The organism is Streptomyces sp. NPDC001373, from assembly GCF_042895815.1.
Taxonomy (GTDB): Bacteria; Actinomycetota; Actinomycetes; order Streptomycetales; family Streptomycetaceae; genus Streptomyces.
In genome coordinates, this window is record NZ_JBIAWQ010000009.1 from 205,987 (window position 1) to 230,419 (window position 24,433).

The 24,433-nt window shown below is 73.7% G+C and carries 18 protein-coding genes and 1 pseudogene; 9 read left to right on the forward strand and 10 right to left on the reverse strand.

Annotated features, from left to right (window positions below; all coding sequences use genetic code 11):
* The first annotated feature begins 315 nt into the window (after positions 1 to 315).
* The 3 genes from ppdK (at position 316) to ACFY15_RS21740 (ending at position 5,122) form a co-directional block, all read left to right on the forward strand.
* A complete protein-coding gene (gene ppdK / locus ACFY15_RS21730) occupies positions 316 to 3,024 on the forward strand; it encodes a pyruvate, phosphate dikinase (protein WP_390825953.1) in 2,709 nt (902 codons plus the stop codon).
* 456 nt (positions 3,025 to 3,480) lie between these two features.
* Positions 3,481 to 4,509, forward strand: a complete 1,029-nt coding sequence (locus ACFY15_RS21735) for a helix-turn-helix domain-containing protein (protein WP_052291211.1) — start codon at positions 3,481 to 3,483, stop codon at positions 4,507 to 4,509.
* Between the two features lie 205 nt (positions 4,510 to 4,714).
* Positions 4,715 to 5,122 (forward strand): VOC family protein, encoded by a 408-nt coding sequence (locus tag ACFY15_RS21740; protein ID WP_390689091.1) that lies wholly within the window; start codon positions 4,715 to 4,717, stop codon positions 5,120 to 5,122.
* 9 nt (positions 5,123 to 5,131) lie between these two features.
* Here the strand turns inward: ACFY15_RS21740 and nirD are convergent, their stop codons facing one another.
* From nirD to ACFY15_RS21755, 3 genes are read right to left on the reverse strand one after another with little or no spacing between them, the layout of a single operon-like run.
* Positions 5,132 to 5,464, reverse strand: coding sequence for a nitrite reductase small subunit NirD (gene nirD, locus ACFY15_RS21745; protein ID WP_390825954.1), 333 nt, complete (start codon positions 5,462 to 5,464; stop codon positions 5,132 to 5,134).
* On the reverse strand, positions 5,461 to 7,986 hold the full coding sequence (gene nirB / locus ACFY15_RS21750; protein ID WP_390689092.1) for a nitrite reductase large subunit NirB: 2,526 nt from the start codon (positions 7,984 to 7,986) through the stop codon (positions 5,461 to 5,463). The genes nirD and nirB overlap by 4 nt, the downstream gene beginning before the upstream one ends.
* Before the next feature lies 1 nt (position 7,987).
* Complete coding sequence (locus ACFY15_RS21755; RefSeq protein WP_390825955.1) at positions 7,988 to 9,250, reverse strand: NAD(P)/FAD-dependent oxidoreductase; 1,263 nt, start codon at positions 9,248 to 9,250, stop codon at positions 7,988 to 7,990.
* A 195-nt stretch (positions 9,251 to 9,445) separates the two neighbouring features.
* Here ACFY15_RS21755 and ACFY15_RS21760 point away from each other — a divergent pair, with 195 nt between their 5' ends.
* A complete protein-coding gene (locus tag ACFY15_RS21760) occupies positions 9,446 to 10,222 on the forward strand; it encodes a sulfite exporter TauE/SafE family protein (protein WP_390825956.1) in 777 nt (258 codons plus the stop codon).
* A 38-nt stretch (positions 10,223 to 10,260) separates the two neighbouring features.
* Here the strand turns inward: ACFY15_RS21760 and ACFY15_RS21765 are convergent, their stop codons facing one another.
* The 3 genes from ACFY15_RS21765 to ACFY15_RS21775 all read right to left on the reverse strand — a co-directional run bounded on the left by ACFY15_RS21765 (position 10,261) and on the right by ACFY15_RS21775 (position 12,466).
* Positions 10,261 to 10,866, reverse strand: a complete 606-nt coding sequence (locus ACFY15_RS21765; RefSeq protein ID WP_390825957.1) for a GNAT family N-acetyltransferase — start codon at positions 10,864 to 10,866, stop codon at positions 10,261 to 10,263.
* A 43-nt stretch (positions 10,867 to 10,909) separates the two neighbouring features.
* Entirely contained in the window at positions 10,910 to 11,500 is a 591-nt protein-coding gene (locus tag ACFY15_RS21770) for a class F sortase (RefSeq protein ID WP_390689168.1), read from the reverse strand.
* 423 nt (positions 11,501 to 11,923) lie between these two features.
* Entirely contained in the window at positions 11,924 to 12,466 is a 543-nt protein-coding gene (locus tag ACFY15_RS21775; protein WP_390825958.1) for a hypothetical protein, read from the reverse strand.
* A 332-nt stretch (positions 12,467 to 12,798) separates the two neighbouring features.
* Between ACFY15_RS21775 and ACFY15_RS21780 the strand changes: the two genes are divergently transcribed.
* Positions 12,799 to 13,239 (forward strand): gamma-glutamylcyclotransferase family protein, encoded by a 441-nt coding sequence (locus ACFY15_RS21780; protein WP_390689097.1) that lies wholly within the window; start codon positions 12,799 to 12,801, stop codon positions 13,237 to 13,239.
* Positions 13,240 to 13,424: 185 nt separating this feature from the next.
* On the opposite strand, the gene dnaG is transcribed toward ACFY15_RS21780, so the two are convergent.
* The 4 genes and pseudogenes from dnaG to ACFY15_RS21800 all read right to left on the reverse strand — a co-directional run bounded on the left by dnaG (position 13,425) and on the right by ACFY15_RS21800 (position 18,978).
* Positions 13,425 to 15,335 (reverse strand): DNA primase, encoded by a 1,911-nt coding sequence (dnaG, locus tag ACFY15_RS21785; protein WP_390689098.1) that lies wholly within the window; start codon positions 15,333 to 15,335, stop codon positions 13,425 to 13,427.
* A 34-nt stretch (positions 15,336 to 15,369) separates the two neighbouring features.
* Entirely contained in the window at positions 15,370 to 16,644 is a 1,275-nt protein-coding gene (locus ACFY15_RS21790; protein WP_390825959.1) for an NAD(P)/FAD-dependent oxidoreductase, read from the reverse strand.
* Positions 16,645 to 16,737: 93 nt separating this feature from the next.
* Positions 16,738 to 18,054: a deoxyguanosinetriphosphate triphosphohydrolase gene (locus ACFY15_RS21795; protein ID WP_390689100.1), complete on the reverse strand. Its 1,317-nt coding sequence runs from the start codon at positions 18,052 to 18,054 to the stop codon at positions 16,738 to 16,740.
* A gap of 55 nt (positions 18,055 to 18,109) precedes the next feature.
* Positions 18,110 to 18,978: pseudogene (locus tag ACFY15_RS21800) on the reverse strand (sirohydrochlorin chelatase).
* A 173-nt stretch (positions 18,979 to 19,151) separates the two neighbouring features.
* Between ACFY15_RS21800 and ACFY15_RS21805 the strand changes: the two are divergent.
* The 4 genes from ACFY15_RS21805 to ACFY15_RS21820 all read left to right on the forward strand — a co-directional run bounded on the left by ACFY15_RS21805 (position 19,152) and on the right by ACFY15_RS21820 (position 24,400).
* Positions 19,152 to 19,859, forward strand: a complete 708-nt coding sequence (locus ACFY15_RS21805; RefSeq protein WP_390825960.1) for a vancomycin high temperature exclusion protein — start codon at positions 19,152 to 19,154, stop codon at positions 19,857 to 19,859.
* 329 nt (positions 19,860 to 20,188) lie between these two features.
* Positions 20,189 to 22,267 carry a molybdopterin oxidoreductase family protein gene (locus ACFY15_RS21810; protein ID WP_390825961.1) on the forward strand — a complete coding sequence of 693 codons (2,079 nt, stop codon included), beginning with the start codon at positions 20,189 to 20,191 and terminating at the stop codon, positions 22,265 to 22,267.
* A 106-nt stretch (positions 22,268 to 22,373) separates the two neighbouring features.
* Positions 22,374 to 23,048, forward strand: a complete 675-nt coding sequence (locus tag ACFY15_RS21815) for a DUF6445 family protein (RefSeq protein ID WP_390825962.1) — start codon at positions 22,374 to 22,376, stop codon at positions 23,046 to 23,048.
* A 170-nt stretch (positions 23,049 to 23,218) separates the two neighbouring features.
* Positions 23,219 to 24,400 carry an RNA polymerase sigma factor gene (locus ACFY15_RS21820; RefSeq protein WP_390825964.1) on the forward strand — a complete coding sequence of 394 codons (1,182 nt, stop codon included), beginning with the start codon at positions 23,219 to 23,221 and terminating at the stop codon, positions 24,398 to 24,400.
* Positions 24,401 to 24,433 lie beyond the last annotated feature (33 nt).

Below are 24,433 nucleotides of genomic sequence, written 5' to 3' on the forward strand. Positions count from 1 at the left end.
CTCATATGAGCGCGTAAGTCACGGGTAAGACTTCCAAAGGGTGGCACTGGGTGCCACCCTTTGTGTGTTCAAGACTTGAACGCAAATGTATCGATGATCGCTCATCCGAGCGGGATCAAGCCTTTCTGGGCCCCTCACCCTTCGGGATGTGAACGCTGATCGTGGGTTCTCATTACCGACCGGTTACTTTCGATACGGTGGCGCACGGGTGGTTACGGCCCCATGACCGCCAAGTGGACGTACCGATAAGCCTTCGATCTGGGTATGTTCCTGGCCGTCAGGGCAGCCACCCGAGTCCTCGAGGAGTCGAGACCCGTGTCGGAAAACAAAGATCAGAAGTTCGTCTACGACTTCACCGAGGGCAACCGGGACCTCAAGGACCTCCTCGGCGGCAAGGGGGCCAACCTCGCCGAGATGACCAACCTCGGTCTCCCGGTCCCCCCCGGCTTCACCATCACCACCGAGGCCTGCAAGGTCTACCTCGAGAGCGGCACGGCCCCGGCCGAGCTGCGCGACGAGGTCAGCGCGCACCTCGACGCCCTCGAAGCGAAGATGGGCAAGAAGCTCGGCCAGTCGGACGACCCGCTCCTGGTCTCCGTGCGCTCCGGCGCCAAGTTCTCCATGCCCGGCATGATGGACACGGTCCTCAACATCGGCCTCTCCGACGAGTCCGTGGTCGGCCTCGCCGCCCAGGCCGACAACGAGCGCTTCGCGTGGGACTCGTACCGCCGGCTCATCCAGATGTTCGGCAAGACCGTCCTCGGCGTCGAGGGCGAGCTCTTCGAGGACGCCCTCGACGCGGCCAAGGCCGCCAAGAAGGTCACCGTCGACACCGACCTCGACGCCGCCGACCTCAAGAAGCTGGTCAAGGCCTTCAAGAAGATCGTCGCGAAGGAGGCCGGCCGCGAGTTCCCGCAGGACGCCCGCGAGCAGCTCGACCTCGCCGTCGAGGCCGTCTTCAACTCCTGGAACACCGAGCGCGCCAAGCTCTACCGCCGCCAGGAGCGCATCCCCGGCGACCTGGGCACCGCCGTCAACGTCTGCTCCATGGTCTTCGGCAACCTCGGCCCCGACTCGGGCACCGGCGTCGCCTTCACCCGCGACCCCGCCAGCGGCCACGCCGGCGTCTACGGCGACTACCTGCAGAACGCCCAGGGCGAGGACGTCGTCGCGGGCATCCGCAACACCGTGCCGCTCGCGGACCTGGAGGCCATCGACAAGGCCTCCTACGACCAGCTCATGGCGATCATGACGAAGCTGGAGACCCACTACAAGGATCTCTGCGACATCGAGTTCACCATCGAGCGCGGCCAGCTGTGGATGCTCCAGACCCGCGTCGGCAAGCGCACCGCCGGCGCCGCCTTCCGTATCGCCACCCAGCTCGTGGACCAGGGCCTGATCTCCGAGGCCGAGGCCCTCCAGCGCGTCACCGGCGCCCAGCTGGCCCAGCTGATGTTCCCGCGCTTCGACGAGGACGCCACGACCACCCTCCTGGGCCGCGGCATCGCCGCCTCCCCGGGCGCGGCGGTCGGCAAGGCCGTCTTCGACTCCTACACGGCCGTCAAGTGGTCCCGGTCCGGCGAGAAGGTCATCCTGATCCGCCGCGAGACCAACCCGGACGACCTGGACGGCATGATCGCCTCCGAGGGCATCCTGACCTCGCGCGGTGGCAAGACCTCGCACGCCGCCGTCGTCGCCCGCGGCATGGGCAAGACCTGCGTCTGCGGCGCCGAGGACCTGGACGTCGACACCAAGCGCCGCCGGATGACGGTCGGCGGGCAGGTCATCGAAGAGGGCGACGTCGTCTCCATCGACGGCTCCACCGGCAAGGTCTACCTGGGCGAGGTGCCCGTCGTACCGTCCCCGGTCGTCGAGTACTTCGAGGGCCGCATGCACGCCGGTGCGGACGACGCCGACGAGCTCGTCGGCGCCGTGCACCGGATCATGGCCTACGCCGACCGCGTCCGCCGCCTGCGGGTGCGCGCCAACGCCGACAACGCCGAGGACGCGCTGCGCGCCCGCCGCTTCGGCGCCCAGGGCATCGGTCTGTGCCGCACCGAGCACATGTTCCTCGGCGAGCGCCGCGAGATGGTCGAGCGCCTGATCCTCGCGGACACCGACTCGGAGCGCGAGGAGGCACTCAGTGCCCTCCTGCCGCTGCAGAAGAAGGACTTCGTCGAGCTGTTCGAGGCGATGGACGGCCTGCCCGTCACCGTCCGCCTCCTGGACCCGCCGCTGCACGAGTTCCTGCCCGACATCACCGAGCTCTCGGTGCGCGTCGCCCTCGCCGAGTCCCGCCAGGACGCCAACGAGAACGACCTGCGCCTGCTCCAGGCCGTGCACAAGCTGCACGAGCAGAACCCGATGCTGGGTCTGCGCGGCGTCCGCCTCGGCCTGGTCATCCCCGGCCTGTTCGCCATGCAGGTCCGGGCGATCGCCGAGGCCGCCGCCGAGCGCAAGAACGCCAAGGGCGACCCGCGCGCCGAGATCATGGTCCCGCTCGTGGGCACCGTCCAGGAACTGGAGATCGTCCGCGAGGAGGCCGACGCGATCATCGCCGAGGTCGAGGCCGCCACCGGCACCAGCCTCAGGCTGACGGTCGGCACGATGATCGAGCTGCCGCGCGCCGCGCTGACGGCCGCCCAGATCGCCGAGGCCGCGCAGTTCTTCTCCTTCGGCACGAACGACCTGACCCAGACGGTGTGGGGCTTCTCCCGCGACGACGTCGAGGCCAGCTTCTTCACCGCGTACCTGGAGAAGGGCATCTTCGGGGTTTCGCCCTTCGAGACCATCGACAAGGACGGCGTCGGCTCCCTCGTGCGCCACGCGGTCGAGCAGGGCCGGGCCACCCGTCCCGACCTCAAGCTCGGCGTCTGCGGCGAGCACGGTGGCGACCCCGAGTCCGTGCACTTCTTCCACGAGGTCGGCCTCGACTACGTCTCCTGCTCGCCGTTCCGGATCCCGGTGGCGCGCCTGGAGGCCGGCCGAGCCGCCGCCGAGGCCAAGGGCTCCGACAGCCGCTGAGCCCGGCCCCCCGACAGCGCCCGCCCCCGGTTCCCTGACTGCCGGGGGCGGGCGCTTCCATCTATTCGGAAGCCTTCCCTGGAAGCCCCCCCCGGAAGCCCCGTGATGCCCCGGGAAGCCCCGTGCGCCTCACCCGGACCGCGTTTCGCGAATATTCAACGAAGTCATTACGGCGCCAGGCGGCGGACGGATCCCCACCCGTCCGCCGCCTGCCGCCTATCCGCCAGGCACGTCGGCGCTTCCCGGTGCGACCGACCGCCAGGCCCCGCAAAGCCCCCCACGGCCTTCACGGAGCGTTTCGGTCGCGCCGGAGTGTGCCTGGCGGAGTACAGGATTTCGCTTGTCACGCCCCTGCCGAAAGGGGTTTCAACTGTGGCCGAAAGGGCGTGGTGACCACGTGTGACGGCATGCATACTCGTGGGGCGGGGGGATTGCGGTTGCACAGGTGGGGGTTCGGTGCTGCGTATCCATTTCACTGGAGTGGACCTGGCACGCGTACGGATGGCAGGGCGTCCCGATGCGTTGTGGGAAACGATTCTTAGTTTTCATCGCTTAAGAGACCGGCGTGACGCCCGGCTGTTCGGCGAATGGCGTACGGAAGCCCGGAGCCGGTTGAATGGTGAAACAAGGCTGCTGAGCGCGCTGATACCGGCTCGCGGCTATTTCCCCGATTTCCTGACCCCGTCCGAGGGCCAGTACGGGTGGGACGTCGGCCTCGACGCCCTGCGCGGCCTCCACGCGGACCGGCTGCGCCACGAACTGTCCCTCGTGGGCGCGGGCGCCGCCGCGGGCTTCGGCGCGGCCTTCGGGACCCCGCCGCCGACCCGGCTGCGGGAGTTCATGGACGGCGGCACCAAGCACCTGCCCCGGCTGCTGGGCGAGCTGCGCGGCTACCACCGGGCGGCCGTGGAACCGTACTGGACCCACATCCAGGCCCAGATCGAGGCGGAGCGGGCCGCGCGCGGCCGCGCCCTCCTCGACGGGGGCGCCGACGAGCTGCTGGCCTCGCTGCCGCCGATGCTGCGCTGGCGGGCCCCGGTGCTCGAATGCGAGTACCCGGTGGACCGGGACGTACGGCTGCGGGGGCGAGGGCTGCTGCTCCAGCCGTCCTTCTTCTGCCGGCGCACGGCGGTGACCCTCCACGACCCGGAGCTGCCGCCCGTGCTGGTCTATCCGGCGGCCGCCCAGCTGGCCTCCGCCGGAGCCGGCGGGGAGGCCGCGCGGCCGGCCGAGGAGCAGCGCCAGCGCACCCTGGGCAAGCTGGTGGGCCACACCCGCTCGGTGGTGCTGCGGGCCATCGGCGACGGGGCCACCACCAGCGAACTCGCCCGCCGGGCCGGGGTCTCCCTGGCCTCGGCGAGCCAGCACGCCTGCGTGATGCGCGAGGCGGGCCTGGTGACCACCCTGCGCCACGGCAACGCCGTCCTGCACACGGTGACCCCGCTCGGCGCGGCCCTCCTCAAGGGTGGCGCGGTGGTCTCCTGAAGGATCGCTTCACCGGGGTGGCGGCCCCTCCGGCCGCCACCCCGGAACCGGCTCTGACCTGCGGATTCCCGGCCCGTCGAAAAAAGTCGAAAAAATCTCGCGCAGAGCGATGAGTTCGCGGGCCGGCCCCGGTCTACCCCTCGACAGCAACGAACGGACCACGCGCACCGCGCGCCGGGCCCCACCAGAGAGAAGAGACACCGGGATGTCCTCCACCATGATCTTCGTCAACCTGCCCGTCAGCGACCTGGAGGCCACGAAGGCGTTCTGGGGCAAGCTGGGCTACTCCTTCAACGCCCAGTTCACCGACGAGAACTGCGCCGCCATGCCCATCTCCGACAGCATCGTCGCGATGTTCCTGACCGAGGCCCGCTACAAGGACTTCACCCACAAGGCCATCGCGGACGCGCGGACCACCTCCGAGGTGCTGGTCTGCCTCAGCGCCGAGAGCCGCGCCGCGGTCGACGAGCTGGTCGACGGGGCCCTGGCGGCCGGGGCCACCGAGCCCCGCCCCGCCCAGGACCACGGCGTCATGTACGGCCGGGCCTTCGACGACCTCGACGGCCACACCTGGGAGATCATGTGGATGGACCCGGCCATGGTGCAGGGCTGATCCTCCGCCCTACGAGGTCGCGGCGGTCCGCACCGGGTACGTCCGGACCGCCACCTCCTCGTCGTCCAGGCAGCGCCCCGACTCCAGGTCGAAGCGCTGCTTCAGCAGCGGCGAGGCCACGAAGGCCCGGCCCGCCGCCCACCCCACCAGCCCGCGCGACAGCACCTGCGCGCCGGTGAAGGGGTCCTGGTTGCCGATCGCGTACGGGCGCCCGGTACGGTCGACGAACACCGCGGCCTGGGACCCGTCCGGAAGCAGGGCCGCGACCCCGCGGCCCGGGGTGAGCGAGGACAGCTCGCACACCGTCAGCCAGCCCTCGGCCACGTGCAGTTCGACGGTCATCGGACAGGACCTCCAATGGTCAGGACGGCCAGGTCGGGCTTGACCTGGTCGCGCTCGGGGACGAACCTCACGGTCGGGTCGGGGGCGCCGGGGGCGTTGACGAAGGACACGAACCGCCGCAGCCGGTCCGGGTCCCGGAGCGTCTCGGCCCATTCGTCGCGGTAGTGCGCCACGTGCTCGGCCATCAGCGACTCCAGCTCCGCGCAGAGTCCGAGCGAGTCGTGCACCACCACGTCCCGCAGGTGGTCCAGGCCCCCCTCCAGCCGCTCCAGCCAGGTGGAGGTCCGCTCCAGCCGGTCGGCGGTGCGGATGTAGAACATGAGGAACCGGTCGATGAGCCGTACCAGTTCGGCGTCCGAGAGGTCCTGTGCGAGCAGGTCCGCGTGGCGCGGGACGGCGCCGCCGTTGCCTCCGACGTAGAGGTTCCAGCCGTTGGCCGTCGCGATGACCCCGAAGTCCTTGCTCTGCGCCTCCGCGCACTCGCGGGTGCAGCCGGACACCGCCGACTTCAGCTTGTGCGGGGCGCGCAGGCCCCGGTAGCGCAGCTCCAGGTCGATGGCCATCCGCACGCTGTCCTGGACGCCGTAGCGGCACCAGGTCTGCCCCACGCAGGACTTCACCGTCCGCAGGGCCTTCCCGTACGCGTGCCCGGACTCGAAGCCGGCGTCGACCAGCCGGGCCCAGATCCCCGGCAGCTGCTCCACGCGCGCCCCGAACAGATCGATGCGCTGGCCGCCGGTGATCTTCGTGTAGAGGCCGAAGTCGCGGGCCACCTCGCCGATCACGATCAGCTTCTCGGGGGTGATCTCGCCCCCCGGGATGCGCGGCACGACCGAGTACGAGCCGTTGCGCTGGAGGTTCGCCAGGAAGTGGTCGTTGGTGTCCTGGAGGGCGGCCTGCTCCCCGTCGAGGACGTAGCCGCTGGCGCCGACGGCGGGGGCGAGCGAGGCGATGACCGAGCCGACGGCCGGCTTGCAGACCTCGCAGCCCTCGCCGCCCCGGGCCTCCGGCCGGCCGTGCCCGTCGAGGAGTTCCCGGAACGAGGCGAGGCGCCGGGTCCGGACGATCTCGTACAGCTCCGCCCGCGTGTACGCGAAGCAGCCGCACAGCCCCGGGTCGGCGGCGGGCGGCAGCAGCTGCCCGATCACCTTGAGGCAGCCGCCGCAGCCGGTCCCGGCCTTGGTGCACTTCTTGACCTCGGGCAGGGTCGAGCAGGCGGTGATGGCCTTCTTGGTGACGTTGTGGCAGGAGCAGATCACCGCGGTGTCGGGCAGCGCGGACGGTCCGAGCTGTGCGGCGGGGCCGAGTCCGGCGGGCAGCACCAGCTGCTCGGGGGCGACGGGCGGGACGCTGCCGGTCAGCGGGCGCAGCAGCCCGTAGGCGTCGGCGTCGCCGACCAGCACCCCGCCGAGCAGGACCCCCTCGGAGGACATGACGAGCTTCTTGTAGATCCCGGAGCGGGAGTCGGACCAGACGACGTCCAGGCTGCCCTCGGCGGCGCCGTGCGCGTCGCCGAAGGAGGCCACGTCCACGCCGAGCAGCTTGAGCTTGGTGGACAGGTCGGCCCCGGTGAACTCCCGTTCGCGGCCCAGCAGGTCCTCGGCGGCGGTCTCCGCCATCTCGTAGCCGGGCGCAACCAGGCCGTAGACCCGGCCGTCGACGGCCTGCGCGCACTCGCCGATCGCGTACACGCGCGGGTCGGAGGTGCGGCAGCGGGCGTCGACGGAGATCCCGCCGCGCTCGCCGACGGCCAGGCCGCAGTCACGGCCGAGCTGGTCGCGGGGGCGGACCCCGGCGGAGAAGACGACGAGCTCGGTGTCGACCGTGGACCCGTCGGACAGGCTCATCCCGGTGACGGAGCCGTCCGCGCCGGTCAGCACCGCCTGGGTGCCGACGCCGGTGTGCACGGTCAGGCCCATGCCCTCGATGGTGCGCAGCAGGGCCGCGCCGCCGCCCTCGTCCACCTGGACGGGCATCAGCCGGGGCGCGAACTCCACGATGCGGGTGGCGAGTCCGAGACCCTGGAGGGCGCCGGCGGCCTCCAGTCCGAGGAGCCCGCCGCCGACCACGGCGCCGCTGGACCGGGTCTTCGCGTACTCCTCGATCGCGAGGAGGTCCTCGATGGTGCGGTACACGAAGCAGCCCGGGGCGTCCTTGCCGGGGACGGGCGGGACGAACGGGTGGCTGCCGGTCGCCAGGACGAGCACGTCGTACGGGAAGACGCGCCCGGAGCGCGAGGTGACGGTGCGGGCCCCGCGGTCGACAACCTCGGCGGGGTCGTCCAGGTGCAGCTCGATGCCGTGCTCCTCCAGGAAGCCGGGCGGGGTGAGGGAGAGCTCCTCGGGGCTGCTGCCGGAGAAGTACGAGGTGAGGTGCACCCGGTCGTAGGCGGGCCGGGGCTCCTCGCAGAGCACGGTGACGCGGTGCGTGGCGGTGGCCCCGCGTTCGGCGAGCGCCTCCAGGTAGCGCTGGCCGACCATGCCGTGCCCGATGAGCACGATCGCGGGCAGGGGCTCGGTCATGTCAGTGGCCTCCGTCGTCGGTGAGCAGGTGGAACATGTCGTGCGGTGCGTCCAGGGACTCGTCGCCCTCCCAGGTGCGGGCCAGGGCCCCCACGGTGGAGAGCTCGCCCAGCAGGACCCCGCCGACGAGCCGGTCGCCGCGCAGGACGACCTTGCGGTAGGTGCGCCGGGTGGCGTCGGTGAGGCGGACCACGTCGTCGCCGGGGAGCGGGGTGGGGTCGCCGAAGGCGGCGAGGTCGAGGGGGCGGTCGGCGCCGCCGAGGGTGAGCCGGGTCAGGGCGCGGGTGCCGGTGTAGTCGGTGGGGGAGCCGGCGAGGGTGGCGGCGAGGGCGTCGGCCTGCTCCAGGGCGGGTCCGGCCAGGCCGTAGAGCCGGCCGGCGTGCTCGGCGCAGTCGCCGATGGCGTGGACGTACGGGTCACTGGTGCGCAGCCGGTCGTCGACCACGACGCCCTTGCGGACCTCCAGCCCGGCGGCCTGGGCGAGTCCGGTGCGGGGGCGGACGCCGCAGGCGAGGACGACGAGGTCGGCGTCGAGCCGGTAGCCGTCGGCGAGCTCGACCCCGGTGACGACCCTGCGGTGGGCCCGGCCGGGCCGGGCAGGGGCTGGGGACGGCGGCGCACCGGTCGTGGCCAGGCCCCTGACGCGGCACTCGGTGTGGATCTCCGCGCCGAGCGCGGTCAGGTGGGTGTGCAGCAGTGCCGAGGCGTCGGCGTCGAGCTGCCGCTCCATCAGCCGCTCGGCCTGCTGCGCGAGGACCACCTGGGCGCCCCGGGCGGCCAGCGCGCGGGCCGCGGAGACGCCGAGGAGCCCGCCGCCGATCACCACCGCGCGCACGCCCGGACGGACGGCCGCGCCCAGGGCGAGGCAGTCGTCCATGGTGCGGAACGCGTGCACCCCCTCGGGGAGTTCCCCGCCGCCGGGCGGGAACAGCCCGCGCAGCGGCGGCAGGACGGGGTTCGAGCCGGTGGCCAGGACGAGGGCGTCGTACTCCGGGGCCGTGCCGTCGTCGCAGTGCACCCGCCGCGCGGCGCGGTCGATCCGCACCGCCCGCACCCCGCGCCGCAGCGCCGGGCCCGGGTCCGGGAGCGCGGCCACGTCGGGGGCGTACCGGCCGGCCAGCACCTCCGCCAGCAGGACCCGGTTGTAGGGGGCGCGGGACTCCTCGCCGAGGACGGTCACCGAGGCGGCCGGTCCCAGCCGCGCGGCGAGCCGCAGGCCCGCCAGGCCGCCGCCGATCACCACCACACGCTGTTCCGAGGTCATGGAACGAGCGTGCGGGGCGGCTGTTTCCCCGTGGCATCGCTCCTGTTACCCGGACGGAACGCCGGCCTCAGCGCCCGCGGCGGCGGCCGGTGAGGCTTGCGCCCGCCGCCGGGCGCGGGCCGTGAACCTCAAGCTTCGCGCAACTTTCCGGCGATCGATGGGACGTGCACGGATCCGCTCCCTAGGGTCGGGTGCGTGCCTGACATATCAACGACCATGATCATCGTGCTGTGCACGGCCGCCGCGGCGGCCGGCTGGATCGACGCGGTGGTGGGCGGCGGCGGGCTGCTGCTCCTGCCGGCCCTGCTGCTCGGCCTGCCGCACGCCCAGCCCGCCGCCGTGCTGGGGACCAACAAGGCGGTGGCCATCGTCGGCACGGCCGGAGCGGCCGTCACCTACGCGCGCAAGACCCCCGTGGACGTGAAGCTCGCCGTCCGGATCGGCCTGGCCGCGCTGGCCGGCTCGATGGGCGGGGCCGCGCTCGCCGGCGGGATCAGCAAGGACGCCATGCGGCCGCTGATCATGGGCGTGCTGGTGGTGGTCGCCGCCGTCGTGATCTTCAAGCCGGGGTTCGGTGCCGCCCCCTCCGCCTCGCCGGTCTCCCGGAAGCGGGTGCTGCTCACCATCGCCCTCGCCGGCCTGGGCATCGGCTTCTACGACGGCCTCATCGGACCCGGCACCGGAACGTTCCTGGTGTTGGCCCTCACCGCCCTGCTCCACCTCGACCTGGTCACCGCCTCCGCCACCGCGAAGATCGTCAACTGCTGCACCAACGCGGGCGCGCTCGCGATGTTCGCCTACCAGGGGATGGTCTTCTGGCAGCTGGCCGCGCTGATGGCGGTGTTCAACCTGGCCGGCGGCATGGTCGGGGCCCGGATGGCCCTCAAGAAGGGCAGCGGGTTCGTCCGGGGCGTGCTGCTGACGGTCGTCGGCGCGCTGGTGGTCAAGCTCGGCCTGGAGCAGTGGGGCTGAGCGGGTGCGGGACCCGCGGGCCCCGCACCCGCCGGGGGTCAGGCGCGCGGGGCGCGGCGCATCACCCACAGGGTCGGCCCGCCGCCGGGCAGCTGCGCCTCGCCGAGCACGGTGAAGCCGAAGTGCTCGTAGAAGGGCAGGTTGGACTCCTTGGAGGACTCCAGGTAGACGGGCAGGCCCGCCGCGTCGGCCCGGGCCAGCCCGGAGCGCAGCAGCGCGGCCCCGTGCCCCTGGCCCTGGCCGGCCGGGTCGGCGCCGACCACGGCCAGGTACCAGTGCTCCTCCGGCGGCGCGTGCTCGGCGGCGGCCTCGACGGCCTCGCGGAACAGGGGAGCCGTGTCGCCGAGGATGTCCGTCAGCTCCGCGATGGTCTCCGCGTCCGGAACGGCCTTGGCCTGCGCCTCCGGCGCCACCCAGAAGGAGGCGGCCAGGTCGGTGCGCTCGCAGAAGCCGTGACGGCCGTACTGCCGGGTGAAGATCGTCGAGAAGTAGCGGGTCAGGCCCTCCTCGCGGGTGGTCTCGTCGGGGAAGAACCAGCACATCATCGGGTCGTCGGCGAAGGCGCGGGCCAGGGTCCGGCCGAGGTCCGCGGCGTCGTCGAGGGTGGCTGCTCTGGGCGTGTTCCTTATCGACATAAGGGTCATTCTGCAAGTTGATGATCTTGATCCTGGAGGCGGGGTGCCCGGTTCAGTAGGTCCCGGTGAGGTGCGCGAAGACGACCACGTTGCCCTGGTAGCCGGTGCGCGGCGAGAATCCCCCGCCGCAGGTGATCACCCGCAGCTCGGCGCGCGGCGAGGGGCCGTACACGCGCCGGTCGGGGAAGGACTTCGCGTCGTAGACCGCGACCGCGTGGACCGTGAACACCGCCGTGCGTCCGTCCGCGCGGACGACCTCGATGACGGCCCCCCGGTGCAGCGCGCCCAGGTGGTAGAAGACCGCCGGGCCGCTCGCGTTGTCCACGTGGCCCGCGATCACGGCGGTGCCGGTCGCGCCCGGGGTGGTCCCGTCGCGGTACCAGCCCGCGAGGTCGCCCCGGGCGGGCGGCGGCACTTCCAGGCTGCCGTCGCGCTCCAGGCCGAGCCCGGTGAGCGGGGCGTCCACGCGGATGGCAGGGATCCGGATCCGGGTCGGCGGGGAGCCGGGGAGCGGGTCGATGCTCCCGGGGTAGACGGCCTGCGCGCTCAGGGCGTCGGCGGGGGAGGGGAGCGGCGGCCGGACGGTCTCGTTCGACCCGGTGGTGATCAGCCATACGCCGACGCAGGCGGCCACCGCGACCAGGCCGGCCCGCCCGCGCCGGGCCGCCGGACCGGGATGCGTCCCGTACCCGCCGTCCGTGCCGTGCCCGCCGGTCGTGCCGCGGCCGTCACCCGTCCCGTGTGCGCCGGCCGTGCCGTGCGCGCCGGCCGTGCCACGGCCGTCGCCTGTGCCGCGGCCGTGTTCGTCGCCCCTGCCGTCGCCGGCGCCTGTGCCGGACCCCGTGCCCCCGCCGGCCCCGGGCCGGCGGCCGCGGGTGCGCGCGACCTCCCGGATGTCACGGATGCCCCGGAAGCCCGGGAAGCCGCCGGCCATGCCTCGTACCCCCTTGCCTCGCCGTGGACAGGAGTGGCCGTCGCCCGGCCCCGCGAACGGGGGGGACCTCGCGGGGCGGGCGACGGGGGGCGGTACCGGTCGGACCGCGGCCGCAGCCGCGGTGGGCGCCCGTCAGCTCCGCGTGCCGCTCGCCCGGCGACGCAGGAGCCAGGTACCGCCGACGGCGGCCGCGGCCAGCACTGCCGCTCCCGCCGTGATCTTGGCCGGGTCCGTGGTGGTGGACGTGCCACCGCCCACCCCGGTGCGTACGTGCCCCTGGGGGCCGTGCGCGGTGACGATCAGGTCGCCGGTGGCGAACTTGCCGTCGGCGCAGGTGGCGCCGATGCCGTAGGTGCCGGGCCGCAGGTCGCGGGCGACCTGGAACTGGCCCGCCACCCCCTCCTTGTGGGTGCCCGGGGTCAGCTTGAAGCGGCCCCCGCCCACGGTGGTGGCATCGCCCTCGGCATGCCCGCCCGGGCCGCAGGCCTTGGTGTTCACGGTGACCGTGGTCCCCGGCAGCGCGGACTTCGGCCAGACCTCCAGCACGGCGAAGTCCCCCGGCGCGAAGGGTGGCATGCCGAGGTCCGCGGCGGCCACCGCTCCCGCGACCGGGCCCGCGAAGGCGGCGGCGGTCAGTGCGGCGGCGGTCAGCGCGTGGGCGGTCCTGCGGCGCATGGGTCACTCCAGGGGACACGGGGTCGTGTCTCGAGGAAAACCGGGGCGCCCGGCAGCCGCCTGCTGACCCATCGTCAGATATGGCCCCGACTGTCCTCCGAGAGGTCATCCGGGCACGTCAGGGGCACTGCGCGGCCATCCGGGCGCCCCCACCCCGTCCGGGTGAAACGCGGCCCGCTCGGGCCTCCGGCAGGGTCACCGTCGCTGCCGCGCCCCCCCGGAGGCGGGGGCCCGCAGGCGCACCCCGGCGCCTGCGTACGGTGGGGGTGCACGGGAAAGAGGGGCCTTCGGGCCCGGTCCGAGCAGGTCCGGTGCAGTCGGAGGAGGGGCTCGTGGCATCGGTCGACCGGCCGGGATCCGGCGGTGTGCTGCCGTTCTTCGTGTACGGGACGCTGCGGCCCGGGGAGGTCAACCACGACCTGTTCCTGCGCGGCCGCACCGCCGCCGAGGAGCCGGCCCGGCTGCCGGGCGCCGTGCTGTACGAGGGGCCGGGGTACCCGTACGCGGTGGAGCGGGCCGGCTCGGTGATAGCCGGGGAGCTGATCACCCCGTCGGCGGACGCGTACGGGGAGCTGCTGGACGCGCTGGACCTGCTGGAGGAGTACGCCGGGCCGGACAGCCCGGGGAACGTCTACGACCGCGTGGCGCGGGACGCCGTACGGCCCGACGGGAGCCGGGTGCGGGCCTGGGTGTACCTGGCGGCCGCGCCGCTGGCCCGCCGGCTCGCCCGGTCGGGGACCGAGATACCGGGCGGGGACTGGCTGCGGCGGTAGCCGGGAGCGGGGCGGTGGCGCTGCGCGGTGCCTCTCCCCGCCCTTTCTCCGTTTCTCCCCCGGCAACCGCTGGGAGTACCCCCCGCCTCGGACACCGGCGGGGAGCGGAGCGTCCGGAACGGGTCCGGGCGGAGCCCGGGGAACGGCGGGCAGGGGACTGCCCCGCGCAGCGGCACCCCCAGGGCCTACAGGCCCTCCGCGCCGCGGTTGCGCAGGCGCTGGCCGTACTGCTGGAGGACCCACAGCTCCTGCTGGACCGCCGCGTGCTGCTCCGGCGGGGCCTGGGGGCCGAGGCGGGCCATCTGGCCCTGGATCTCGTGGACCCGGCGGTCCACGGCGCGCAGGCGGACCTGCACCAGCTGGACCCCCGCGTAGACCTCGTCCACCGTCTTGGCGTGGATGGCCTCCACCGCCAGCTCCGTCACCAGCGCGCGCACCGTGTCGTTCGGGGCCGCCTCGCGCACCCGCGCCAGATAGTCCTCGGTGCCCTGCGCGACGCCGCCCGCGTCCTGGATGGCCTGGCGGACCTCCGCGTACGGCGGGGCGGTGAACTCGTCGGCCCCGTACGCGTCGAACGCCGGGGAGACCAGGGCCGGCCGCTGGAGCGCCAGCTTGAGCAGCTCCCGCTCCGTGCGGTGCGCCGGGCTGCGCAGGTTCAGGGCGGGACCGCTCGGCCGTGCCGCGGCAGGCGCGGCCGGGGCCTCCTCGTAGCGGCGGCCGGACTGCTGCGGCTGCCGCCGGTCCGACTGCTGGCCGCGCTCGCGCGCCCAGCGGGCCTGCTGCGCGACGCGCTTGACCACGAACTGCTCGTCGCGGATGCCCAGCATGCCTGCCAGCTGCACCGCCGACTCGTGCTGGATCGCGATGTTCTTGATCCCGGCGACGACGGGAGCGGCCTCGTCCAGGGCGGCCGCCCGCCCCGCCGGGTTCTCCAGGTTGTGCCGGGACACGATGTGCCGCAGCGCGAACTCGAACAGCGGGGTGCGGGACTCCACCAGCCCGGAGACGGCCGCGTCGCCCTGCGCGAGCCGCAGGTCGCAGGGGTCCATCCCGCCCGGGGTGATCGCGATCGAGGTCTCCGCCGCGAACTTCTGGTCGTCCTCGAAGGCGCGCAGGGCGGCCTTCTGCCCAGCCGCGTCGCCGTCGAAGGTGAAGATCACCTCGGCGGTCGCGTTGTCCATCAGCAGCCGGCGCAGGATCTTGATGTGCTCCCCGCCGAAGGCGGTGCCACAGGTGGCGATGGCGGTGGTGACTCCGGCCAGGTGGCAGGCCATCACGTCGGTGTAGCCCTCGACGACCACGGCCCGGGAGGTCTTCGCGATCTCCTTCTTGGCCAGGTCGATGCCGTACAGGACCTGGGACTTCTTGTAGATCGGCGTCTCGGGGGTGTTCAGGTACTTGGGGCCGTTGTCGTCCTCGCGCAGCTTGCGCGCGCCGAAGCCGACCACCTCGCCGCTGATGTCCCGGATCGGCCACATCAGGCGGCCGCGGAAGCGGTCGATGGGCTTGCCGCTGCGGCTGTCCTGGGCCAGCCCGGAGAGGATCAGCTCCTTGTCGCTGAAGCCCCGCCCGCGCAGGAACCGGGTCAGGTGGTCCCAGCCCGCCGGGCTGTAGCCCACGCCGAAGTGCTCGGCCGCCCCCTGGTCGAAGCCGCGCTCCGCCAGGAAGCGGCGGGCGATCTCGGCCTCGGCGCCGCCGAGCTGGTCGACGTAGAACTGCGCGGCGGCCTTGTGCGCCTCGACCAGTCGGATCCGCTCGCCGCGGCCGCTGGTGCCGGCGGTGTAGCCGCCCTCCTCGTAGCGCAGGGTGATGCCGGCCTGGCCGGCCAGCCGCTCGACCGCCTCCGAGAAGGAGAGGTGGTCGATCTTCATGATGAAGTCGAGGGTGTCCCCGCCGGCCTGGCAGCCGAAGCAGTGGTAGAGCCCCTTGCTCGGGCTGACCTGGAAGGACGGGGACTTCTCGTCGTGGAAGGGGCACAGGCCCTTGAGGTTGCCGCCGCCGGCGTTGCGCAGCTGGAGGTACTCGGAGACCACGGCGTCGATCGGGACCGCGTCCCGTACCGCCTTCACGTCGTCGTCGTTGATCCGTCCTGCCACCCGAGAATTCTACGGTGGGTCGGCGGCAAACCCGTCAGGCCCCCTCGGCCGGGACCAGGGAGGCGAGCGGAACGGACGGGTCCGCCAGCCTCTCCCGGTCCACCGGGGCCTTCGACCGGATCAGGTTCTGGAGGTGCTCGGTGACGTCCCACACGTTCACGTTCATCCCGGCCAGCACCCGGCCCTCGGAGAGCCAGAACGCGATGAACTCCCGCTTGGCCACGTCCCCGCGCACCAGCACCTGGTCGTAGCCGCCCGCCGGGGCGAACCCGGAGTACTCCAGGCCCACGTCGTACTGGTCGGAGAAGAAGTACGGAACCCGCTCGTACGAGACCTCCTGCCCCAGCATCGCCCGCGCGGCGGCCGGCCCGCCGTTGAGGGCGTTGGCCCAGTGCTCCACCCGCAGCCGGGTTCCCAGCCCCGGGTGCTGGGCGGCGGCCACGTCACCGACCGCGAAGACGTCCGGGTCGGAGGTGCGCAGCGAGGCGTCCACGGCGATCCCGCCGCCGTGCTCCCGGTCCACCAGGGCCAGCCCGGAGGTCTCGGCGAGCGCGGTGCGCGGCGCCGCCCCGATCGCGGCGAGCACGGCGTGCGCCGGGTGCTCCTCGCCGTCGTCCGTACGGGCGGCCAGCACCATGCCGTCCTGTCCGACGATCTCCGTCAGCGTCGCCCCGAAGTGGAAGCGCACCCCGTGCTCGGCGTGCAGGTCGGCGAAGAACTGGCCGATCTCCGGGCCGAGCACCGTGTGCAGCGGGGTGGGCAGCGGCTCGACCACGGTCACCTCGGCGCCATAGGAGCGGGCGGCGGCCGCCACCTCCAGGCCGATCCAGCCCGCGCCCGCGATCAGCAGGTGCCCGTTGTCCCGGCCCAGGGAGGTCAGGGCCTTGCGCAGCAGGTCGGCGTGGGCGAGCCGGCGCAGGTGGTGCACCCCGGCCAGGCCGGTGCCCGGGATGTCCAGGCGGCGCGGCTCGGAGCCCGTCGCCAGGAGCAGCTTGTCGTAGTGCAGCAGGGTGCCGTCACCCAGGCGCACCGTCTTCGCCCCGCGGTCCAGGTGCACGGCGGGCTGGCCCAGGTGCAGCTCGATGTCGGCACCCGCGTACCAGGACGGCTCGTGCACGAAGACGCTGTCGCGCTCCTCCTTGCCCAGCAGGTAGCCCTTGGACAGCGGGGGCCGCTCGTACGGATGGTCGCGCTCGTCGCCGATCAGGATCACCCGGCCGGTGAACCCCTCCGACCTCAGCGTCTCGGCGGCCTTCGCCCCGGCCAGCCCCGCGCCGACGATGATGAACGTCTGGTGTGCGTCGACCACCTGATGCCTCCTCATAACCTCTCCGCCATGTGCGGCCACTTGCGAGCGTCCCGCACCGAGCCTGCCCAGTGAAGGGGGAATGGCCCGATCGGCTCACCCTTCGGCGCGCCGCCCGCGACGGGTGAGGCGGGCGTGCAGGGACCGGGCGGAGGCGTCGGTGAGGCAGGCGATCTGGTCGATGACCGCGCGCTTGCGGGCCCTGTCGTCCGGCGCCGCGTCGAAGATCGCCCGGAACTGCGGGTCGAGCCCCTCCGGCGCGCGGGCGCTGAGCGCCTCGGCGAGTTCGGCCAGGACGATGCGCTGGTCGGCCCGCAGCCGCTCCTGTTCGTCGCGCTGCATCACGTACAGGTCGGCGACCGCCTTCAGGACGGCGCACTCGTTGCGCGCCCGGCGCGGCACCACCAGCTCCGCCGCGTACCGGGTCAGCGGGCCGGGGCCATACGCCTCGCGGGTGGCGCTCTCGGCGGCCAGGCAGAACCGGCCGATCAGCTGGCTGGTGGCGTCCTTCAGGCGGGCCTGCGCCACGGCCGAGCCGTCGTAGCCGTGCGGCCACCACTCCTGCTCCATCAGCCGGTCCAGTGCCTCGCGCAGTTCCTCCGGCTCGGTGTCGGCGGGGACGTACCGGCCGATGGCGACCTGCCAGATGGCGGCGCGCTCGGGCTCGGCGAACAGCAGGTTGGGGTCGAGGTGCCCGGCGTGCAGGCCGTCCTCGAAGTCGTGCACCGAGTACGCCACGTCGTCCGACCAGTCCATCACCTGGGCCTCGAAGCACTTGCGGTCGGCGGGCGCGCCGCTGCGCAGCCAGGCGAAGACCGGCAGGTCGTCCTCGTAGGCCCCGAACTTGACCGAGCCGGGGTCCGTGGGGTGGCCGCCGCGGGCCCAGGGGTACTTGGTGGCCGCGTCCAGACAGGCCCGGGTCAGATTGAGGCCGACGCTCACGGGGTCGCCCGTGGCCGGGTCGGGCACGAACCGCTTGGGCTCCAGCCGGGTCAGCAGGCGCAGCGACTGCGCGTTGCCCTCGAAGCCGCCGCAGTCCTTCGCGAACTCGTTGAGCGCCTCCTCGCCGTTGTGGCCGAACGGAGGGTGGCCCATGTCGTGCGACAGGCAGGCCGCCTCGACCAGGTCGGGATCGCAGCCGAGGGCCGCGCCGAGCTCACGGCCGACCTGCGCGCACTCCAGCGAGTGGGTCAGCCGGGTGCGCGGGCTCGCGTCCCAGTCGTAGGAGCGGGTGCCCGGGGTGACCACCTGGGTCTTCCCCGCGAGGCGGCGCAGAGCGGCCGAGTGCAGCACGCGGGCGCGGTCGCGCTGGAAGGCGGTCCGTCCGGGCCGCTTGTCGGGCTCGGGGGCCCACCGCTCGGTGGCGGCGGGGTCGTAGGAGTCGTACGCGGGGGTGTGCGCGGTGCCTTCCATGGTTCAGACGGTAACCGCAGACACCGACAATCCGAGCAATCCGGTCCCGTCCCTTTCAGGCGCTGGCCAGTTCCCGGTGGCGGGCGGGGCGGGCCAGTGCCTCGTCGTAGCGGTGCAGGACGAGGCGGGCCAGTGCCGGATGGGCGCCCAGCGGGGCGGCCGCCGGGCCCGGTGCGGCGGCCGCGCTCGCGGTGGCGAAGCGGCCCGGGGCGGCGAAGTACGAGGCCACCGCGACCCGATGGCCCCGCGCCGCGAGCGCCCGTACGGCCTCCGGTACGCCCGGAGCGGCCGCCGAGGCGTACGCCGGGACCACGGGCACCCCGCCGATCCGCTCCGCGAGCAGGGCGGCGGAGCGGCGGGCGTCGGCGGCGGAGTCCGGGTCGAGGGAGCCGGCCGAGGCCAGGACGACGGCCGTGCCCGGCTGCCAGCCGGCCTCCAGCAGCCGCTCGAACAGGGCCTCCACCAGCAGCGGGTGCGGGCCGAGCGGAGCCGCGACCCGGGTCCGCAGGTGTCCGGCCCGGGCCGCGGCGGCGGGGAGGTCCCGTTTGACGTGGGTCCCGCGCCCGAGCAGCAGGGGGACGAGGACCGCCGCGCCGGTGGCGTCCCGCAGGGTGTCGGCGAGCAGCGGCCGGTTCAGCTCGATGTGCCCGAGCCGGACGTCGAGACGCGGACGGAGCTCGCGGACCCGTTCGAGGAGGGCGAGGACGGTGTGCGCCGCGAGGGGGTCGCGGCTGCCGTGGGCCACGGCGACGAGGGTGGGGCGCATGAGGGGGCTCCGTGGGGCCGGGCGCGCGGCGGGCGCACTCCGCTCAGCTGGGCGCCGAGCTGGTCGGTGATCCGGGTCAGCAGCTCGGCCGCGCTGCCGAAGGGGAGGGAGGGGGAGAAGGGGGACTGGCTTTCGGGAGGGTGCACCGGCTCCGTCATGAACCGATCCTGCGGGCCGCAGATTGCGTGCGCGTTGCGCGGCGGTGACGGGTGTTTGCCGCCTCCTCACACCGCCCGCCCGGCACCCCGCCCTGAAACCGGGACGATCTCCCGGCGCGTCCTGGTCTGCGAGCCGGGCGACCGCGCCGGCGGGACGACCAGGGGGAACGTTCATGCGCACACCGCGCCCGAGCAGGATCGCGCGCGCCCTGCGGAACCGGATGCCGCGCACCGTCGCGGCCCGGCGGCGGGCCGTGCAGGCCGTGATGGCGCTGTGCGTGCTGGCCCTGCTGCCCTCGGCCTGGACCCACGCGACCGCCGCCGGCCGGCTGCGTGACACCGCGGGGGCGCCCGCCGCGGGGGTGGCCGTGGTGTTCGGGGCCGGGCTGTGGGACGGCCGGCCCACCCCCTACCTCGCGGCCCGCCTGGACGCGGCCGTCGAGCTGTACCGGGCCGGGAAGGTGAAGGCGGTCCTGGTGACCGGGGACAACAGCCGCACCGAGTACGACGAGCCCGACGCGATGCGCACCTACCTCACCGGGCACGGGGTGCCCGACGGCCGGATCGTCAGCGACTTCGCCGGCTTCGACACCTGGGACTCCTGCGTCCGCGCCCACCAGATCTTCGGGGTCCGCCGGGCCGTGCTGGTCAGCCAGAGCTTCCACATCCACCGGGCCGTCACGCTGTGCCGGGCCGCGGGCGTCGACGCGTACGGGGTCGGCGTCGACAACGCGCACGACGCCACCTGGTACTACGGCGGCGTCCGCGAGGTCTTCGCGGCGGGCAAGGCGGCCGTGGACGCCGTCCTCCAGCCGTCGCCCAGGTTCCTCGGACCCAAGGAGGAGGGAGTGTCGCGGGCGCTGGGCGCTCTGGCAGGCTGACGCCGCGATCGCGGGTATTGACCGGGTACCGCTGCGCTGGGCCGGGTCCCCTGCCCGCCCTTCGCCCGTTTCCCCCCGGGGCCACGCCCCCGGCCCCCCACGCCGCAAACGCCGGCGGGGCCATGGACAGCCCCGCCGGCGTTTGCGGCGAATCGTCGAGCCGCGCCGGCGACTGAGGCGGGAACGGAGGAGAGCGGGGCGGGGAGAAGACCCCTCCGCCCCGCCGCCGGGGCCTCACCGCTCCCGCCCGCCCGCGCTGAGCCCCCGCACCCTTGCCCGTAACGCAAGGACGCGGCCCGGCGTAACACCCCGCCCGCACCCTGACCCGTATGCACCGCACCGAGGAAGCCACCGCCACCCACTGCCCCTACTGCGCCCTGCAGTGCGGCATGAACCTGCGCCCCCGCCCGGACGGCGACGGCGTCGTGGTCGAGGAGCGGGCCGACTTCCCCGTCAACCGGGGCGCGCTCTGCGGCAAGGGCCGCACCGCCCCCGCCGTGCTCTCCTCCCGGGTGCGCCTCACCGAGCCGCTGGTCCGTACCCGCGCCGACGGGCCGCTCGTACCGGCCACCTGGGAGGAGGCCCTCGACGCCGTCGCCGCCGGCCTCGCCCGCACCCGCCGCGCGCACGGCCCCGACGCGGTCGGCGTCTTCGGCGGCGGCGGCCTCACCAACGAGAAGGCCTACACCCTCGGGAAGTTCGCCCGCGTCGCCCTCGGCACCTCGCAGATCGACTACAACGGCCGCTTCTGCATGTCCTCCGCCGCCGCCGCCCACCAGCGCGCCTTCGGCCTCGACCGCGGGCTGCCCTTCCCGCTGGAGGACATCCCGCGCACCGGCTGCGTGATCCTCGTCGGCTCCAACCCCGCCGAGACGATGCCCCCCGCCCTGCGCTACCTCACCGAGCTCAAGGCCAACGGCGGCACCCTCATCGTCGTGGACCCCCGCCGCACCCGCACCGCCGAACACGCCGACCTGCACCTGGCCCCCCGCCCCGGCACCGACCTCGCCCTGGCCCTCGGCCTGCTGCACCTCGTCGTCGCCGAGGGCCGCACCGACACGGAGTTCATCGCCGCCCGCACCACCGGCTGGGAGGACGCCCGAGCCGCCGCGATGGCCCACTGGCCCGAACTCGTCGAGCGGATCACCGGCGTCCCGGTACCCCGGCTGCGCCGCGCCGTCGAGATGTTCTGCGCGCCCTCCTCCGCCATGGTGCTCACCGCCCGCGGCCCCGAACAGCAGGCCAAGGGCACCGACACCGTCGGCGCCTGGATCAACCTCTGCCTCGCCACCGGCCGCGCCGGCCGCCCCCTCTCCGGCTACGGCTGCCTCACCGGACAGGGCAACGGCCAGGGCGGCCGCGAACACGGCCAGAAGGCCGACCAGCTCCCCGGCTACCGCAAGCTCACCGACCCCGCCGCCCGGGAACACGTCGCCCGGGTCTGGGGCGTCGACCCGCAGACCCTGCCCGGCCCCGGCCGCAGCGCCTACGAACTCCTCGACGCCCTCGGCACCGACGTGAAGGCCCTCCTCCTCATGGGCTCCAACCCGGTCGTCTCCGCCCCCCGCGCCGCGCACGTGGAGGAACGCGTCCGCTCCCTGGACTTCCTCGCCGTCGCCGACGTCGTCCTCTCCGAGACGGCCGCCCTCGCCGACGTGGTCCTGCCGGTCACCCAGTGGGCGGAGGAGACCGGCACCACCACCAACCTGGAGGGCCGCGTCCTGCTGCGCCGCCGCGCCCTCACCCCGCCCCCCGGCGTCCGCAGCGACCTGGAGGTCCTGCACGGCCTCGCCGCCCGCCTCGGCGTGGAGAAGGGGTTCCCCACCGACCCCGAGGAGGTCTTCGGGGAACTGCGCCGCGCCTCCGAGGGCGGCCCCGCCGACTACTCCGGCATCTCCTACGACCGCATCACCGCCGAACAGGGCGTCTTCTGGCCCTGCCCCGAGGGCTCCCCGGGAACGCCCCGGCTCTTCCTCGACCGCTTCGCCACCGAGGACGGCCGGGCCCGCTTCATGCCCGTCGCCCACCGCGAGGCCGCCGAGACCCCCGACGCCGCCTACCCCCTGCTGCTCACCACCGGCAGGGTCGTCGCCCAGTACCAGTCCGGGGCGCAGACCCGTCGCGTGCCCGAGCTCAACGAGGCCGCGCCCGGCCCCTTCGTGGAACTCCACCCGCGCCTCGCCGCGCGCCTCGGGGTGGCCGACGGCACCCCGCTGGCCGTCACCTCGCGGCGCGGCCGGGCGGTGGCCCCGGCCCGGATCACCGACACCATCCGGGCGGACACCGTGTTCATGCCCTTCCACTGGTACGGCGAAGGCCGCGCCAACACCCTCACCAACCCCGCCCTGGACCCCGTCTCCCGGATGCCCGAGTTCAAGGTCTGCGCCGTCCGCGTGGAGCCGGCCTGACCCCGGAGACACGGCCCGGCCCCGGTCCGGCCGCGGACCATCTCTTGCCGCACTCTTGGCACCCGCTTTGGGGAGCCTCACAGCTGCCCCAACTAGCCTTCCGCGCATGTCACTCCGACCCCCGAACACCCTCCCCGTGCTGCCCTACCGCAAGCCCACGCGCGGCCGCGACTACTGGGTGCTGGACAACGTCCTGCCCGACGTGGACGCCGTACGGGAACGCTGCCTCGCCAAGGACGACTGGGTCCAGGGCGCCCCGCACAAGCCCGAGCCCTGGCCCGGCCTGCGCGCCATGCCGGGCCTGGAGCCGGACGAACTCGCCCACGTCGAGAAGCTGGTGCGGCAGGCCACCGGGGCGAAGCGGATCTGGGCCGAGGACCCCGCCGGCGCCGGCACCTTCAACCACAACTGCGTCCAGGTCGTCGGCGAGGGGGAGTGCGAGTCCCGGCCGCACACCGACTCCCGGACCCTGTGCCGCTACGCCGCCGTGCTCTACCTCACCCCCGGCATCCCCAAGGACTGCGGCACCAGCTTCTACCGCCAGAGCCTCCCCGGCGGGGTTCTCGGCGGCAACCAGGTCCTCGCCCCCCACAACAACCTCGTCGACGCCCTCGGCACTCGCTTCGTCCCCGAGGACTCCTTCACCGAGGACCTCCGCGTCCCGCACCGCTACAACCGCCTCCTGCTCTACTCCGCCAACCTGATCCACAGCGCCACCGGCTACTGGGGCACCACCCTGGAGGACAAGCGGATGACGGCCGTCTTCTTCTGGATGGCCTGACCGGACGCCCTGCACGGGCCCGGCGCGGGCGGCCCCCGATCGTCTCGGACATGAGTCCGATCCGCATCGGGGTTGCCGCCGGGGGGTAACCATCCGGTCACGCAGCGGGCCCAGAAAATGCCCGCACGCCCCTCGTGGCGGCGATGTGTCGTACCCCACACTGAGGTGCGGTGCCACCGTCCTCGGAGCCCCTGGAGGTCGCCCCCGTGCAGACCCGGACCCTGACCGTGAACGTGAGCCACCCCGCCGGCAGCTCCTTCCACGCCGACGCCGACGCCGTCGCAACCGCAGAGGCCGAGGCCGAGACCGTGGACGAAACCGCAGACGCCGCCGCACGCGCAGCCGCGGAGCACGCCGAGGACGACGGGCCCGAGGTGCTCGAACTCATCGAGCCGGCACCCCCGAAGCCCGGCCGGGGACCGATGGGACCGGCCGCGGGAGGGCCCTCCGCCGACCTCTTCCGCCAGTACCTGCGCGAGATAGGGAGGATCCCGCTCCTCACCGCCGCCGAAGAGGTGGAACTCGCCCGGCGGGTGGAGGCGGGACTCTTCGCCGAGGAGAAGCTCGGCGGCGCCGCCGACCTCGGCTCCCAGCTCGCCGTCGACCTCGACAAACTCGTCGTCATGGGCCGGATGGCCAAACGCAGGCTCATCGAGTCCAACCTGCGCCTCGTCGTCTCCGTCGCCAAACGCTACGTCGGCCGCGGGCTCACCATGCTCGACCTGGTCCAGGAGGGCAACCTCGGACTGATCCGCGCCGTCGAGAAGTTCGACTACGCGCGCGGCTACAAGTTCTCCACCTACGCCACCTGGTGGATCCGCCAGGCGATGTCACGGGCCCTCGCCGACCAGGCCCGTACCATCCGCGTCCCCGTCCACGTCGTCGAACTCATCAACCGCGTGGTCCGCGTCCAGCGCCGCATGCTCCAGGAGCGCGGCTACGAGCCCACCGCCGAAGAGGTCGCCCTCCACCTGGAACTGACCCCCGAACGGGTCCTGGAGGTCCTGCGCCTCGCCCAGGAGCCCGTCTCCCTGCACGCCCCCGTCGGCGAGGAGGAGGACGTCGCGCTCGGTGACCTCATCGAGGACGGCGACGCCGCCTCCCCCATGGAGTCCGCCGCCTTCTTCCTGCTGCGCGAACACCTCGAAGCCGTCCTGTCGACCCTCGGCGAACGCGAACGCAAGGTCGTCCAGCTCCGCTACGGGCTCGCCGACGGCCGCCCGCGCACCCTGGAGGAGATCGGCCGCATCTTCGGCGTCACCCGCGAACGGATCCGCCAGATCGAGTCCAAGACCCTCGCCAAACTCCGCGACCACGCCTTCGCGGACCAGCTGCGCGGCTACCTCGACTGACCGCGCCGCCCACGGGAAGGGGGCGCCCCGAAG

Excerpts from the sequence above, each read along its gene's own strand:
- ACFY15_RS21740 (WP_390689091.1), top strand. The coding sequence starts at position 4,715 with ATGTCCTCCACCATGATCTTCGTCAACCTGCCCGTCAGCGACCTGGAG.
- nirD (WP_390825954.1), bottom strand. The coding sequence starts at position 5,464 with ATGACCGTCGAACTGCACGTGGCCGAGGGCTGGCTGACGGTGTGCGAG.
- nirB (WP_390689092.1), bottom strand. The coding sequence starts at position 7,986 with ATGACCGAGCCCCTGCCCGCGATCGTGCTCATCGGGCACGGCATGGTC.
- ACFY15_RS21755 (WP_390825955.1), bottom strand. The coding sequence starts at position 9,250 with ATGACCTCGGAACAGCGTGTGGTGGTGATCGGCGGCGGCCTGGCGGGC.
- ACFY15_RS21765 (WP_390825957.1), bottom strand. The coding sequence starts at position 10,866 with ATGACCCTTATGTCGATAAGGAACACGCCCAGAGCAGCCACCCTCGAC.
- ACFY15_RS21775 (WP_390825958.1), bottom strand. The coding sequence starts at position 12,466 with ATGCGCCGCAGGACCGCCCACGCGCTGACCGCCGCCGCACTGACCGCC.
- ACFY15_RS21795 (WP_390689100.1), bottom strand. The coding sequence starts at position 18,054 with ATGGAAGGCACCGCGCACACCCCCGCGTACGACTCCTACGACCCCGCC.
- ACFY15_RS21805 (WP_390825960.1), top strand. The coding sequence starts at position 19,152 with ATGCGCACACCGCGCCCGAGCAGGATCGCGCGCGCCCTGCGGAACCGG.
- ACFY15_RS21810 (WP_390825961.1), top strand. The coding sequence starts at position 20,189 with ATGCACCGCACCGAGGAAGCCACCGCCACCCACTGCCCCTACTGCGCC.
- ACFY15_RS21815 (WP_390825962.1), top strand. The coding sequence starts at position 22,374 with ATGTCACTCCGACCCCCGAACACCCTCCCCGTGCTGCCCTACCGCAAG.